The sequence below is a fragment of the Hydrotalea lipotrueae genome (assembly GCF_019249625.1).
In the GTDB taxonomy this organism is placed as follows: domain Bacteria; phylum Bacteroidota; class Bacteroidia; order Chitinophagales; family Chitinophagaceae; genus Hydrotalea; species Hydrotalea flava.
The window spans coordinates 126,549-141,794 of record NZ_JAESDL010000005.1 but is presented as its reverse complement, the minus strand read 5'-3'; the positions used below and the strand labels follow the sequence as shown (position 1 = coordinate 141,794).

General features: G+C 36.5%; 14 protein-coding genes, 1 tRNA gene, 2 pseudogenes and 1 riboswitch. Of the genes and pseudogenes, 2 read left to right on the top strand and 15 right to left on the bottom strand.

The annotated features are described in order from the left end of the window. Positions 1-4 precede the first annotated feature (4 nt). Positions 5-1,267: a dihydroorotase gene (locus JK139_RS05255; protein WP_218330716.1), complete on the bottom strand. Its 1,263-nt coding sequence runs from the start codon at positions 1,265-1,267 to the stop codon at positions 5-7. Between the two features lie 89 nt (positions 1,268-1,356). Here JK139_RS05255 and JK139_RS05250 point away from each other — a divergent pair. Continuing rightward, positions 1,357-1,430 (top strand) — tRNA-Pro (locus JK139_RS05250). Between the two features lie 103 nt (positions 1,431-1,533). Here the strand turns inward: JK139_RS05250 and JK139_RS05245 are convergent. From JK139_RS05245 to JK139_RS15835, 3 genes and pseudogenes are all read right to left on the bottom strand, one after another. Next, the gene (locus JK139_RS05245; RefSeq protein ID WP_074420009.1) at positions 1,534-1,809 is read right to left on the bottom strand and encodes a hypothetical protein; all 276 of its coding nucleotides are present in this window, start codon (positions 1,807-1,809) and stop codon (positions 1,534-1,536) included. A gap of 2 nt (positions 1,810-1,811) precedes the next feature. Continuing rightward, a pseudogene (locus JK139_RS15840) lies at positions 1,812-2,189 on the bottom strand (transposase); the annotation flags it as partial. A gap of 249 nt (positions 2,190-2,438) precedes the next feature. After that, a pseudogene (locus JK139_RS15835) lies at positions 2,439-2,623 on the bottom strand (DUF4372 domain-containing protein). Positions 2,624-2,934: 311 nt separating this feature from the next. On the opposite strand from JK139_RS15835, the gene JK139_RS05225 reads away from it, so the two are divergent. Continuing rightward, positions 2,935-5,133, top strand: coding sequence for an outer membrane protein assembly factor BamB family protein (locus JK139_RS05225; RefSeq protein WP_228733128.1), 2,199 nt, complete (start codon positions 2,935-2,937; stop codon positions 5,131-5,133). A 124-nt stretch (positions 5,134-5,257) separates the two neighbouring features. Here the strand turns inward: JK139_RS05225 and JK139_RS05220 are convergent, their stop codons facing one another. The 11 genes from JK139_RS05220 to JK139_RS05170 all read right to left on the bottom strand — a co-directional run bounded on the left by JK139_RS05220 (position 5,258) and on the right by JK139_RS05170 (position 15,225). Continuing rightward, positions 5,258-5,725, bottom strand: coding sequence for an HIT family protein (locus JK139_RS05220; RefSeq protein ID WP_218330712.1), 468 nt, complete (start codon positions 5,723-5,725; stop codon positions 5,258-5,260). Between the two features lie 149 nt (positions 5,726-5,874). Continuing rightward, the gene (locus JK139_RS05215) at positions 5,875-6,291 is read right to left on the bottom strand and encodes an NUDIX hydrolase (RefSeq protein WP_218330711.1); all 417 of its coding nucleotides are present in this window, start codon (positions 6,289-6,291) and stop codon (positions 5,875-5,877) included. A gap of 83 nt (positions 6,292-6,374) precedes the next feature. Further along, positions 6,375-7,688 (bottom strand): MutS-related protein, encoded by a 1,314-nt coding sequence (locus JK139_RS05210; protein WP_218330710.1) that lies wholly within the window; start codon positions 7,686-7,688, stop codon positions 6,375-6,377. A 1-nt stretch (position 7,689) separates the two neighbouring features. Further along, positions 7,690-9,387 (bottom strand): dynamin family protein, encoded by a 1,698-nt coding sequence (locus JK139_RS05205; RefSeq protein WP_218330709.1) that lies wholly within the window; start codon positions 9,385-9,387, stop codon positions 7,690-7,692. A gap of 5 nt (positions 9,388-9,392) precedes the next feature. After that, positions 9,393-10,163, bottom strand: coding sequence for a metallophosphoesterase family protein (locus JK139_RS05200; protein WP_218330708.1), 771 nt, complete (start codon positions 10,161-10,163; stop codon positions 9,393-9,395). 38 nt (positions 10,164-10,201) lie between these two features. Then, positions 10,202-10,978: a metallophosphoesterase family protein gene (locus tag JK139_RS05195; protein ID WP_218330707.1), complete on the bottom strand. Its 777-nt coding sequence runs from the start codon at positions 10,976-10,978 to the stop codon at positions 10,202-10,204. A gap of 98 nt (positions 10,979-11,076) precedes the next feature. Then, positions 11,077-11,634: an inorganic diphosphatase gene (locus JK139_RS05190; protein WP_228733127.1), complete on the bottom strand. Its 558-nt coding sequence runs from the start codon at positions 11,632-11,634 to the stop codon at positions 11,077-11,079. Position 11,635: 1 nt separating this feature from the next. Then, positions 11,636-12,946: a phosphopyruvate hydratase gene (eno, locus tag JK139_RS05185; protein WP_218330706.1), complete on the bottom strand. Its 1,311-nt coding sequence runs from the start codon at positions 12,944-12,946 to the stop codon at positions 11,636-11,638. Between the two features lie 40 nt (positions 12,947-12,986). Then, positions 12,987-13,406, bottom strand: coding sequence for a hypothetical protein (locus tag JK139_RS05180; RefSeq protein WP_218330705.1), 420 nt, complete (start codon positions 13,404-13,406; stop codon positions 12,987-12,989). After that, entirely contained in the window at positions 13,399-14,595 is a 1,197-nt protein-coding gene (locus tag JK139_RS05175; protein WP_218330704.1) for an MFS transporter, read from the bottom strand. The genes JK139_RS05180 and JK139_RS05175 overlap by 8 nt, the downstream gene beginning before the upstream one ends. A 94-nt stretch (positions 14,596-14,689) precedes the next feature. Further along, a riboswitch (Fluoride riboswitch) is annotated at positions 14,690-14,759 on the bottom strand. A 25-nt stretch (positions 14,760-14,784) separates the two neighbouring features. Beyond that, the gene (locus JK139_RS05170) at positions 14,785-15,225 is read right to left on the bottom strand and encodes a universal stress protein (RefSeq protein ID WP_074419996.1); all 441 of its coding nucleotides are present in this window, start codon (positions 15,223-15,225) and stop codon (positions 14,785-14,787) included. Positions 15,226-15,246: the final 21 nt, after the last annotated feature.

Here is a 15,246-nt window from a genome sequence, read left to right as displayed (position 1 = left end):
CTGATTAATTCAAGTGAATTTGATTTTTGTGAATAATGCCATAAACTTTTCCTGTAAGCGGTATATTGAAAAAGGGGCTATTGGCCGATTTACTTTGATTGTGCTGTGTAGTGAATACACTTCCATCATTTGTATTGAATAAAGTAAGTTCTGCAACATTGCCCGGCATGATAGCTGCATCGGGTAAATTAAAAATACTGCGTGCACGATTACCTAGCCAATCTGCTAGCAAATCCGCATTGGTATTAGGGAATAAACTGTTTATAATGGTATAGGCTGTTTGTAACCCTATGATTCCCGGTTTGGCATATTCAAACTCACAAACTTTTCTGTCGGTTTCCAATGGTAAATGATGCGTGCTGATACAATCAATTGTTCCCTTCAATAAGCCTTCGCGTAAAGCCAGCATATCGGTTTTTGTGCGCAATGGGGGATTTACTTTTAAATGGGTATCATAATCTTTTAAGTCTTCATCACAAAAAAATAAATGATGAGGTGTTACGGAACAGGTAACATTTAATCCTTTTTGTTTTGCAGCGGCAATTAAATTTATTGAGGCTTTAGTACTAATACCCGTAAAATGAATGGCAGAGCCGGTATATTGCACCAGATCAATATCTCTGGCAATTATCAGGGTTTCTGCTATAGCCGGTTTGCCTGGAAGTCCTAAGCAGGTAGAAACAACACCTTCATGCATCAATCCGTGTGGTGCTATGGCTACATCTTCAGGTATCTGAATAATAATACCATTAAAAGCTTTAATGTATTGCAGCGCTTTTACCATGAGGCCTGAAGATTGTATGGGCAACAAGCCATCTGAAAAAGCCAAAGCCCCGGCTTGTTGCATATCGTACATTTCAGCCAATTCTTTTCCTTCCAGATTTTTGCTAACCGCTCCCAAGGGGTGTATAGATATTTTGGTTGAATGCGATGCCTGAATTAAATAATCAACCTGTGTTTTATTTTGAATGCAGGGAATGGTATTGGGTAGGGTAGCAACCCTTGTAAATCCGCCTGCTGCTGCTGCTGCTGCACCGGAATGGATGGTTTCGCGATGTTCTAAGCCTGGGTCGCAAAAATGAACAAACGGGTCTATCCAGCCCTGCGATACCGAACAATTGGGCAATGCAATGACCTGATCTGCATCCTGATGCAGGTTGGGTTCAATGGCAATAATTTTTCCATTTTCAATAAAAATATCCTGAATGGTACCATTATAAGAGCTATTATTATCTGCGATGGCAACCTGTTTTAAAAGAATTTTCATGGATTGCTGATAAAATTTTGTGCAATATAGCCTGAAAAATTCTTTTGTTCTTATATTTGCCGCCCCTCGGGGAAGAAACCCAATTAGTTCGGGTGGTGGCGCAGCCCGGTAGCGCACTTGCATGGGGTGCAAGGGGTCGCTGGTTCGAATCCAGTCCACCCGACTTTATTACCTAAAAGGCAATCTTGCAAAAGGTTGTCTCTTTTTTTGGCTGTAATACAATGGTGTTGAGCAATGGCGGAGAATAGGGTATTTATTATGGAGGTTCAAACTGTGTTATTTTTTTTATCGTACACCATTCCATCAGGGAATATGAGATATTGCAACTTTTTCTTTTCCAAATATTTTGCTGTAATCCACATCTGGCTTATGTTTTTAGCAATTTTCAATCCTTTATCAATAGCTTTTTCAAGGTTCGAACTCATGTTTTGTTTTTGTTCTAATTCTTCGCTAAGTTCTCTAATAGCATCAATGTATTTTTTTGAGAATTTTTGGTATTGCTCTTTTGAAATTTCATTGATTACCAAACGTTCTTCCAGCATTTCTAATTGATGTTCAAGTTGCTTTGATGATAGCTACAATTGTATAAGTAATGATGGCGATATAGAGATATAGATTTGAGTTTTAACCGCATTTGCAGAAGCATTCGTTGATCACAGAGCACCCCATTTGCTTTATCATGTTTCTCAGAAGAGACTCTTGTAAATTTAAGATTAACTTTTGCACGGATTACAAAAAATGCATCATGCTTATCAATAGCCGATAAGCGATTAAAACCAATGTAACCACGGTCCAGGGTATAATACCTGCCTGTTTCAAAGGTGAGAAAATCTAATCCATTTACATCACGAACACTTGCTGGCGTGATATGCATGAAGATAGGAATAGCAGTTTTTATATCAAGTAATGTGTGCAATTTAACTGCACCTTTTGCTCTTCTAAAAGTTGCCTAACAAAAAACATTTAGACAAAGATCAATAGTAGAATCAAAAACGTAAACATTACCCTTAATTAACAAATTAAAATCAGTATAAGAGATACATATTTTCTGAGCTTCTGCAATCATTTCAAAAATTTGCTAATTTCGTTTTTCGTTTACTTCGGATAGATTTGATCTGGAAATACTTCTGCCCAATCCTAAATGATAGTGCTTTGTTTTATGTGCAGTTAATCAAACAAGTAAATCACGCAGGCTATCACGATTACTTAATTGTCCAAAAATCATGCACATTAACTGGTTCCAACGGTAAAATGCTTGACCCATTTATCTCCTTGGAAAGAATTAACACAACGATCAAAAATTCGAGCAGGAAGAAATGTGACAATTTGAGAAAAAACATATTTGCCCTGATTCACTTAATTTCCCATGAAACATATTTATACTAAGATTCTCAAACTAATAAATATTTTTACCGGACACTAATGAATTTTGATTATAATTTTGTCGGACAAGACACTGTATGCTTTGTTAAGGTTTTTGGTCAATTTTACTTTGCCAAAAAATCTTCTATCATTCTGCACATAAAAAAATTGGAACCAACGGCCGCTAAATTGATTTGCAATCCATAAACTTCTCTCGTTCCAATTCATTCAAAAGTCAGAAAGATTGTTTATTTTCAACGATGCTATTGTTCTTGTTTTAAGAATTGTTGGCTCAAAATATGCATATGAAAACACTTTTATTTTCCAAACAATCTATCCATATTGGCTGCATAGCATTGATATTGGGTATGTTGATGGCTTGCCACTCTAAACAGTCGCAACAATATGCCTCCTGGCAGGTATACGGCGGCAATAAAGAAAACAATCATTATTCATCGCTCACGCAAATCGATACTAATAATGTTGCTTTGTTAAAATCCGTTTGGGAGTATCATTGTGGCGATGCCGGTGAATCTACCCAAATACAGGTCAATCCCATTATAGTAGATGGCATTTTATACGGTGTTTCTCCACAATTAAAATTATTTGCATTAGATGCAGCCAATGGTCAACACCAATGGAGCTTTAATCCATTATCAGATACGGCAGGAAACGACAAAACTTCCGGCTATTTTATGATGAATGTATGCAGAGGTGTTACCTATTACGCAAATGGAGCAAACGATCGTCGTATATTTTATGCTGCCGGTGCTAAATTGTATTGTATCAATGCATCCAATGGAAAGCCAATCCTGTCATTTGGCAATGGGGGTAGCATTGACTTGCATCAAAATTTGGGGACAAGGGCACAACAGTTATATGTGGCTTCCACTACTCCGGGTATCATTTACAAAGACATGATTATTATTGGTACCCGTGTTGCTGAAGAAATGCCTGCAGCACCAGGTGATGTGCGTGCTTACGATGTACATAACGGCAAATTGCGCTGGATATTTCACACCATTCCGCAACCCGGCGAACCTGGTTTTCATTCCTGGGATGATACCTCTGCTTACCGTCAGGTAGGTGGTGCGAATGCCTGGGCGGGTTTTAGTATGGATGAAAACAAAGGTATTGTGTATGTACCCACAGGATCTGCTGTGTATGATTTTTATGGCGGTTTACGCCTTGGGAATAATCTTTTTGCCAATACACTTATTGCTTTAAATGCCAACAATGGTAAAGAAATCTGGCATTATCAAACCGTACACCACGATTTGTGGGATCGTGACTTACCAACTGCACCGGCTTTGCTTACCCTTACAATAAACGGTAAAAAAATTGAAACAGTAGCACAACCCACTAAAACCGGTTTTATATTTTTATTCAACAGAATAAATGGTAAGCCGGTATTTCCTATTGTGGAACGGCCCGTACCCACTTTCAGCGAATTAACTGGTGAACAACCTGCACCTACACAACCTTATCCTGTTTTACCCGCTCCTTTTGCAAGGCAATCGCTTACTGAAAAAGATTTGAATCATTTAGTTCCCGATTCCTCTTTTCATGAACTGCAACAAAGGCTATCCAGTTATAAAACAGGCAGGCTGTTTATTCCTCCTTCAAAAGAAGGTACGATTATTTTTCCCGGCTTTGATGGCGGAGCAGAGTGGGGTGGGCCTGCAGCAGATCCAACAACGGGTATATTGTATGTAAATGCCAGCGAAATGCCATGGGTTTTAACCATGGTGGATGCAAAAAATAAGGTACCACCTGCCGGTGAAACCAATCTTCAGGCGGGTATTCGTTTGTACCGTACACATTGTATGGCTTGTCATGGTACGTTAATGCAAGGCAGTGGTAATTATCCTTGGCTTTTTCAAATAAATAAAAAGTACAATAAAAATCAATTTGAGGCATTGTTAACTTCGGGCAGAAGAATGATGCCTTCTTTTCAACAATTAACGCCGGAAGAAAAAAATGCATTGGCTACCTATGTGCTTGCAATATCTTCACAACAACATCAAAAATTTATTGCACCTGCTAAAACAACCACTAAATGGGATAATATGCCCTATACCTCAACGGGCTACAATAAATTCTTATCGCGTGAAGGGTATCCGGCAGTGGCACCCCCCTGGGGTACTTTAACAGCCATCAATTTAAACACTGGACAGTTGGTATGGAAAGACACTATAGGCGATTATCCTGAATGGAAAGCAAAAGGTATTCATACCGGTACAGAAAACTATGGTGGCCCTGTGGTAACGGCCGGCGGCTTGCTGTTTATTGCTGCCACCAGCGATGCTAAAATTCGTGCATTCAATAAAACGAATGGCAAGTTATTGTGGGAGGCTGATTTACCTGCATGCGGCTTTGCAACACCTGCCGTTTATGCAGTTAATGGCAAACAATATGTAGTTATTGCCTGTGGTGGAGGAAAATTAAAAAAACCTTCCGGCGATAGTTATGTGGCATTTGCCTTGCCTGATGCACAAAAATAATTTTGTTACCGGCTTTTTGTTGGTATGGCAACAACTGTTGCGTCGCACACTTGTACGCCAGATTGTAGTGGCAACTTTTCTACGTCAATAGTTGAACATTAGTTTAAAATAATTGAAACGTTTTTCATTTTCTTAATCCAAATGCAATGGCTTTCTGTTTCATTTTCTGGGTAAGTGTGTGTAATACTTCTTCCGATAATCTAAAACGTTCATACGTATCAATATCGCCCGATTCAATTTTTTCTAAACGTTGGTACCAGTCGCCGGGATTTACCATATCACCCAATCTTCTGGGTACTACATGCATATGTAAATGTGCAACCGATTGTCCGGCAACTTCCCTTTCCTGAATAGCCCAATTAAAAGCGTTCGTGTTAAATACCTTGCACAATAAGGCTGCAGTGGTTCTTCCCAATTGCATAAATTTTGCTAATTCATCATCTGTTAATTCAAACAAACTTTCCTTGTGTTGTTTCGGAATTACCAATGAATGCCCGGGAAGTATTGGAGATATATTGTATATTACTGCAAAATTTTTTGTTTCTAAATAGAAATCATTTTTTTGTTTGTTGCAAAAGGGACAATCTTGCATAGATTTTTTTTATTCTTACAAAATTAAACAAACTTGCCCAAATGCACCACAGTGCAATAGTTTTAAAACCCTTGGTTAAATGCTTATATAAACCGATGAAAAGTAGTGCCGGATATACCTTATTGTATTACATGCAAATAAAATATTATTTATATTTTAGTAACATATTTTCCCAATATGTTACGCACATTATCGTACGAGTTGTATAAATATTTTTGAATCTCATCCTTTTGAATCCAATGTATCCATTCTATTTGCTCTTTTAATTCGGGCATCACATCTAAATGGGTGATTGTTTTCATTTCAAACCAATGAATTTCTTTGATGGCTTTCTGGTGTAAAGTATTGTCAAAATATTCATAATGTGTTATACCTGCACTACCGGTAATTTCAAGCGTTTTTAATCCGGTTTCCTCTTTTACTTCCCGCAAAGCACATTGTTCGTAGCTCTCATTCATTAGTAAATGACCTTTGGGTAAATCCCATTTTCCATATCTGAGTAACATGAGTAATTCATCGTTTTCATTCCAAACAATTCCACCGGCAGCATAAACAGTTGGTTTCATAATTTTATTTTAATGGTATAGCAAAAGTTCGTTTTAAAGGTAGTATTTTTTGCATGTATGTAAGGCTCATTTGCCTATTTTATTCAATCCTGTTTTTTAGGTTGCATTAGTTCAGGTAATCCTGTTTTTTTAAATATGGCCAGACCTAATCGTTGGTTTGATAAGCCGGGTTTGCATTTGTAATCAAAAATTAATTTATCACCTTCTTGCCTGGTTTCAAAATAATAAAATACAATTTTATTATTCGTATGTAAACTATCATATACCTCTGTTAAATGCGTGGCGATAATAAAAAAACTTTTTGCCCATTTTAATGCTAATTGTGTAAATAAAATGCTACAGTCTAAAGCATCTTTAATATTTGTACCCTTAAATGGTTCATCAATAATTACTGCCATTTGATAGTTCTTTTGTAATGAATTTGCCAAAAATTGAATTCGGTTAATTTCTGCCTGAAAATAACTTTCTCCTTTTGAAATGCTGTCAGTAATACCTATAAATGAAAATAAATCATTCACTATTCCTATTTTCGCCGCACTTGCAGGAATACCCATACCTATATGCGTTAATATTATGGCATGGGCAATTGCTTTTAAATAAGTGGTTTTTCCGGCCATATTTGGTCCGGTTATAAACATTACATTTTGATTTGTTAATGAAACATTATTTACAATAGGGTTTTGTACAAGTAAATGTTGTAGTTTACTTATTTCAATGCCACTTTCTTCACTTATTTCAGGAAATTGTAATTGATAAATGCTACAGGCTGTAGCCATAGACATGATGGCATCAGTTTCATATATCCATTCTAAAATATTTTTAATAGAATCGGCTTCAGTACTTCTTAACAATTTATCTATATAAAGGGTGGTAAATGCACTACGTTTTGCTATGTTGGCAGAATGCGGTTTTATAATTTTTTCTAAAATAGTTTTTATTTTATGTTGTATAGTGCTGGCAGATAAATGGTTTGAAAGTGAACTTTTGGAAAGAAAATCATCTAAACTGAAAAATAAGTTTTGTAGCGATACAATGTTGGTATGCAGGTAATGAAAATAATCGGGATGCTGCCATTGAAACAACTTTGCGCTGCACTTATCAATAAAACTTTCTTCTAAAATAGTTATTTGGATGTTTGATTGCAGATATAATTCAGCCATAACTATAATTCGTTCTGATATGATTTGTTTCCATTGGAGCACAAATGGCATGCAGTGTTGAATTGCTGCTTGTGTTTTATGTATAGCTTGTACAGATAAAAATGGTTGCACCAATTTTTGTTTTAAAATATCTTCGCCACCTTGTGTAATGGTATGGTTCAGCAAATGGAATAAATGATTTTTTTTTCCATCTGTTGATTCCAGTATTTCTAAATCTAACAAAGTTTGCGAATCCATATTAACCGGTTTTGGAAAAATCGTTTAACCTGCTTTTCATATTTTCTAAAGCGAAAATAGATTCGTGGGTATTGAAATTTAATGCTTTTGTTTTTTCTATGGTTATTCTCATTTCCTGTTCCAATGTTTGCAGTAATTGTTGCACCCTTATTTTAAAATCTGCATTGAACTTTCGAAACGATTCCTGTATTTTATATTGCGTCTCGTAAATAATAGAGGCAGTATTTTGAACAATAATTTCATGGTATTGCTGCAAAACAGATTGCACAATGTGCTTTTCTTTGCTTTTTTTGGTGAGGTAAAAAGGTGGATTGCTTTTAGTAATGATGGCTTCTTTATCAAGCCCATTTAAAGTAATATAAGAAGCAGTGTATGCGTTCCAGTCAAATTTTTCAACAATTGTTTCAATACCAGTATTCAGATAATCGGAGAAATGAATGGCAATGTTGTGTAAAATGTTTTTTGCGTTAAATAAATATTGTTCAAGTATTTGTTTGAATTGGGTTTTGCTGCTTTGTTCCAATTGCGTTTTCAACTGTTCAAACCCTGCTCGTATTATTTGATTGAGCGCTTTAATTAATTTATGCTGTTCCGGCTTCTCTAATAATTGAAAAGAGGGATGTAAATAACTTTCAATACAGGCTATGATTTCTGTTTCAATTGCTTTAGCTGCGTCATTACATTGGGTATCAACTGTTTCATTGAGTTTTTGAATATAGTGTTGCAATATGGCATGAAAGCCTTCTATTTCATTCAATAAAACAGATTTGGTGGCCTGAAAATTGCTGATTCGCTGGTTCAATTCCTGAACAGGCATTTGCAAATTATCAAGTCTTAATTGAATGAATAAACGAATGCTTTGTTCAATCAATGCCAATTGCCTTTTTGTACTTTGTTGAACAATGGTTGGTTTGTTTTGTGCAATATTCTTTTCCAGTAACTGAAGTAGATTATCTATTCCGGAAGTAGCCATATTTCCGGCTAAATGAGTATTGGCCGAAACCGGTATAATGTCTATTTCTGCTATGGGTATGTTGCAATGTTCCGCAATAATTTTTTTATTATGCGCCAGCACTTTTTCTAAATCGGATATATTGAGCAAATCTTTTTTGTTTTCAACAAAAACAATATCATTTACCTGCAATTTCAGTTGTGCTAAAAATTCAATATCTGATTTTGAGATGGGCATATCGGCGCTTAGTACAAATATGGCTACATCAATTTTTGTTAAAAATTGCAGGGTGGTATCGGTATTGTGTTCCAGTGATGAGCCTACACCCGGCGTATCGACTATGGTAATTTGCTGAAGTATGGATGCAGGATGGTACACAATAACATGCGATACATTTTTTATATTCTCCGGATTTTCTTCTTCACTCACATATTGCTGTAAACAGTGAAGGTCATTTTTTTCTGTTTGGTTATTTTTGTACACAATTTCAATTCCGGGAAAAGCAGCATACTTTAATAATGTAATAATGGCTGTAACCGGAACTACACCGGTGGGCATTATATTTTGGCCAATAAGCGCATTAATGAGTGAAGATTTACCTCTTTTAAAAAAGCCGGTAATCACAACATTTATTTCTGCGCTACTCAATTTATGCTGTAATTGCATAATTTCATCAGCCAGGTTTTGCTGCTCTAATTGAATGGCAGTTTGATGTAATAATTGAATATTTTGGGCACCGGTTGACATAAGGGTTATCCGTTTAATAGAAAATTATTATATGCATCTGATAAACCGAGCGAAGCAATTTTTTTGATAACTGTTTTTACAGGGTAATGTACAAATTCAAACTGTACATGAACTGCAGCTGGTTCAGACAATGCTGCATCATTCTTTATGTTTAACAGGGTATAACAAGCTCTATTATTCTCTTGTTTGGGTTTGCCAACGGAGCCTACATTGACGGCATGTCGGTATATTTTTTTATTTTCTGCTTCACAAAATATAGGCCTGTGCCAGGGTTTGTGCGTATGTCCCATGCACAAAATATCCGCTTCAATACTTTCCATCATTTCTAATAAATAGGCATCATCTGTACTTTCTTGTACATATTCTAAATTTGAAGTAGTGCTGCCATGCACCATTGCAATGGTAATGGTATGATACAGCCCCTTGATTTCTATTTTAAAAAGGAAAGGTAAATTTTGTAAATAAGCCCTGTTGCTATTGGTTATATGTTCATTCACCCAACGGATGGAATCGATTCCAAATTGTTGTTGGGCTTCGTTGGCAAAAGAATAAGGAAATATTTTTTTTAAATAACCAATGCCTTCATCATGGTTGCCTTGTAAACAAGGGATATTATTTTTTCTAATCAGGTCAATCACTTCATTATCCCATCCTGCAAAATTTACCAAATCGCCCAGGCAGAAAATAGCATCCGGTTGTTGTTTTTTAATATCGTTGAGTACAGCTTTTAAAGCCGGTAAATTGCCATGTATATCGCTAATCAATGCTATTTTCATAATTATCTATTTTTGATTTTGTTCGGCCACTCATGTTATTAGTATTTGAGTAATCTTACCGCATAGTAAATATGTAAGGGGCTGTTTTTTATTCCTTTAATTACGGTATCAATATCATAATCTAACCTGTAAAAATTTACTTGTAATGCTTCAGGGTTATATTTAATATCTTTTTTGGTATCAATTTCAACTATGGCATAACAGGCATGCCAGCTCCCATCTTTAGGGCTGCCAACTGAACCGGGATTAATAATGTGCTGGTAGGTTTTTTTGCCATTGATGATTCTTTCTATTTGTTTGTGAAATGATGTATGTGTGTTCCCAATCATCAAAACATCTACCGCTTCATCATCTAATATTTTAGATAGTTCTGCTTGTTTGTAGAAACGATAAATGCGTTCTGTATTACTTTTGGGGGTGCCATGTGCAAACAATAAAGTTCGTTGCTGTTGTCCTGTTAATAATTTTACTTTTAGCTTTAAAGGTAATGCACGCAAAATAGCTTTACGATCTTCTGTTATTTGTTGTAATGAATATTGAATGGCATCCAATCCCCAATCAATTTCTTCTCTGCTGCCATACGAAAATGGGTATTTTGCTTTATTGTTGCCAATACCTTCATCATGATTGCCCAATACACTAGGAATATGATGTTGCTGCATAAAATCAATAACTTCATTATTCCAAATGTTTTGGTTTACCCAATCGCCTAAACAATAAATTGCATCCGGTTGCTGTTTTTCAATATGCGCATATACTGCTTTTAAAGCTGGCAGGTTCGCATGCACATCACTAAATACAGCAATTTTCATCATAAATTTTTTAAATAGATAATTAAGTTACCTGAATTAGACTCAGACATTGCAATGGGTTAATTCAGGTAATTTATCATTGTTTCAGCCGATTCTCACCATTATTGAATACCAAATTTTTCTTTATACAACTGATGACTTCTAACTGCACATTCCTGTGCTGCTTTTTTTCCATACATATCACCAACGGTAACCACTTTGTTTTCCAAAGCTTTGTATCCTTCAAAAAAGTTTTTTAATTCTACCATGTGGTGATCAGGTATATCTGATAAGTCTTGAATGTGCAGATAAGCCGGATCGTGGTGAGCCACTGCAATTATTTTATCATCAATACCATTTTCATCTTCCATGTGCATGATGCCAATAATGCGTGCATCTACTACACAAAGCGGCTGTATATCGAAGGAACACATCACTAAAATATCGAGTGGATCGCCATCATCAAAATAGGTTTGTGGTACTAAACCATAATTCATGGGATAATACATGGAAGAATATAGTACTCTGTCTAATCGCAGTAAACCCGAAGCTTTATCTAATTCATACTTCATTCTGCTGCCCTTGGGTATTTCAATTATAGTTGTTACTACATTGGGAACATTATTGCCAATTGAAATATGCCAGGGGTGTTGTACTTGTAGAATAATTGTATCACTCATATTATTGGTTTTTAAATGCTTTAATGCCTGCAAATTTTGCTGCTTTGCCTAATTCATCCTCAATACGGAGCAATTGATTGAATTTGGCAATACGTTCACCTCTGCAACCACTGCCTGTTTTTAAATGACCTGCATTGGTAGCTACTGTTAAGTCTGCAATGGTGGTATCTTCCGTTTCGCCGCTGCGGTGTGAGATAAAGCAGTTATAATTGTTTTTGTAAGCCATTTGGATGGTATCAATGGTTTCTGTTACGGTTCCTATTTGGTTTAGTTTAATTAAAACAGAATTGGCAATACCTTCATCAATGCCTCTTTGTAAAATGGATGGGTTGGTGCAGAATATATCATCACCGGTTAATTCAACTTTGTTTTTTAATTGGTTGGTTAATAATTTCCAGCCCCCCCAATCATTTTCAGCCATACCATCTTCCAATAAAATAATAGGGTATTGTTTTATCCAGCTATCCCAAATATTTAAAAGTCCCTCTGAGCTCATTTTTTCTTTGGTAGATTTAAAAAACACATAGTGTCCATCTTCCCACATTTCGCTGGTAGCAGGGTCAATACAAAGCGAAATATCTTTTCCGGGTGTATATCCTGCTTTTTGGATAGCTTCTAATATTACTTCAACCGCCTCTTCATTCGATTTTAAGTTAGGCGCAAAGCCACCTTCGTCACCCACACCGGTGAAATACCCTTTTTTATTGAGGATGGATTTAAGTGCATGAAATGTTTCTTCACCCATCCTGATACTTTCTTTAAAAGAAGGTGCATTGTGGGGTGCAATCATGAATTCCTGAAAATCTACATTATTGTCTGCGTGTTTTCCGCCATTGATTACATTCATGCAAGGAACGGGCATGGTAAATTTTCCGGAGGTATTAAAATACCGATATAAAGGCATGTTTAATGTAGCTGCCATTGCCCGGGCATAAGCCATTGATACAGCTAAAATTGTATTGGCGCCTAATTTGGCTTTGTTGGGAGTGCCGTCTAATGTAATCAGGGCATTATCAATGGCCTGCTGCGATTCAAATATTTTACCTGTAAATTGTTTGGCAATGGTTTTGTTTACATTGTTAACAGCCAGGGTAACGCCTTTGCCGCCGTATCTTTTAGGGTCATTATCGCGTAACTCTACAGCTTCCAGTTCTCCCGTGCTGGCACCGGATGGAACAATGGAGCGGCCTTTAATGTTACGTACCATTTTTTTACTGCCTTTCAATGGGGCTTCAATGGTAACCTCTGCTTCTACGGTTGGATTACCTCTTGAATCTAAAACCTCTCTTGCATAAATTTCTGAAATTTTCATATTGTTGTATTTATGTGTTTGAATAAATAAAATGAATTGCTCAGTTTAAAATGTGTATCATTTCATTGATACCATCCGTAAATGCATTAATTTTTTGTTGGTAATCGTCCATCAATTCAGGGTCAGTAATGCCATATCCTTTCATCGAACCGGCTCTCGCACCGGTAATATCTTCCCACAAAAAATTAGCTTTTACATTTAATTCTTTTTTAAAATTTATTGGTTGGGTGGGTATTTGATAGGCCATACAAAATTCTGAAAGCAATTGATATAATGCGTTTAATTTTTCATGTATTTGTGATAGCAATTGTGCATCCGCAAAATATACATATTGAATAGACACCTGCTTCAATGGATGTCGGTGTGCAAGCAGTTGTAGCTGCATGTCTAATAATTTTTTTTCAATCATGTAGGCTACTGCATTGAATACATGTTGTTGATTTTCCGGAATTTTATACATGTGTTGCATTTGTTTGTTGTGTGATAAAATAATGTTGAATTTTTCCTGAAATGGCTAACAACAGCACTACAGCAATGAGTTGGGCGATTATGGAAAATGCTACCAATATTGGGATAGAATCATCATATAAATAGCCCATAAAAGCACTTCCGGCAAACCAAAATAATCCAAATACGGCATTAAATATCCCGAAGGCTGTTCCTCTTTTTTCAGGTGGTATAAAATGTGCAACCGTAGCTTTTACGATCGATTCCTGTGCCCCCATGCCAATACCCCATATTACCATGCCGGCAATGGCCCATTTTATTCCACCCAGAAACACCATGGGGGCAAAAAACATAGCAATGAGTAAAGCAATGATGAGTGCTTTTGTGCCTACTTTATCAAATACTTTACCTAAAATTAAAGCAGCAATTCCATCACTGGCCATTGCCAATGCATACAGCAAGGGTATTACGTCATCCGGCATTAAATTGGCGCTTTTGAAGTGAAAGGCAATGAGGGGAAAATCGGCATATCCGAGTGCTATAAAGGCAATGGTCAGTAAATATTGCCAATACAGTTTAGGGTATCCTTTGGTTTCAAGCGATTTTGTTTTAATCTCTAAATTTTCCGGATGCGGATAAATGCTTTTTGCAAAAATGATAAGACCAATGGCAATAATGGCTGGTATAAATAAAATGATATATGCACTTTGATAATTATTGTTTTTGATAAACAATGCTGCACTTACCAATAATGGCCCAATGGTAGCACCGGTTTGGTCTAATGCTTCGTGCAGGCCAAATCCCCAGCCTTGCCCCATCTGGTGTGCGCCGAAAGAAAGCATGGCATCTCTGGCAGGTGTTCTGATGGCTTTTCCAACGCGTTCTAATATCATTAGCATAATGGCGAGTTGCCAAAAACCTGCAAAAGCGAGTAATGGAACTGACAATAAATTAATGAAATAGCCCACTACTGTAATGGTCCAGTAATTTTTTGTTTTATCACTCAAATAACCTGAAATCACTCTTAAGCTATAACCCAGTAATTCTCCTAATCCTGCCATCCAGCCAACTGTTGTTGCTGAAGCGCCCAACACTTCCAGATAGGGTCCATTGATGCTTCTGGCGGCTTCATAAGTCATGTCAGAGAAAAGACTGGTGCATCCTAAAAGGATTACAAAAACTGTGGCTCTTTTTAATTGCATTTTTTTTAATTGGATGAAATAAAATGACTTTTTAAGCATCCATCAAAATATATCCAAGTGTATAATACCTGCAATATTTGAGGGATGTTCAAAAAGAAAGCCAGGCGTCATCATCCTTTGTAAAAGGCGGTTAAATTGGGTGGAACGCCATCACCTGAAAATTAGCAATGTGTGTTTCATAGACTTTATTTATGTCATACGAGGTGGGGTAACCAATACCGGTATGGTAGAATGCCGAATAATATATTCAGCCGTAGAGCCTGTTAAAATTCTGTCTAATCCACTGCGGGCATGGGTACCCATTACAATTAAATCAGCCTCCCATTCCGAAGCAATGTTTAAAATTTCTTTTTCCGGAATACCTTCGGGTGTAAAACGAAAAACCTCTGTTTTGCCATCATACAATTCAATATATTGCTGAATGGTTTTATCTGCTTGCTGTAACAGCAAAGTTTTGCTTTGTTCCGGGGTAATGCCCAAATCGGCACTCACTACTTCTTTCGATTTATTAATCACGTATACAACACCTACCACAGCTTCTAAAGCCTGTGCCAATGTAAAACCGGCTCTGGCTGCTTTTATGGCATAAGCACTATCATCAACGGCAATTAATATTCTTTTATATTCCATAAATAAAAATATTTCATGTAT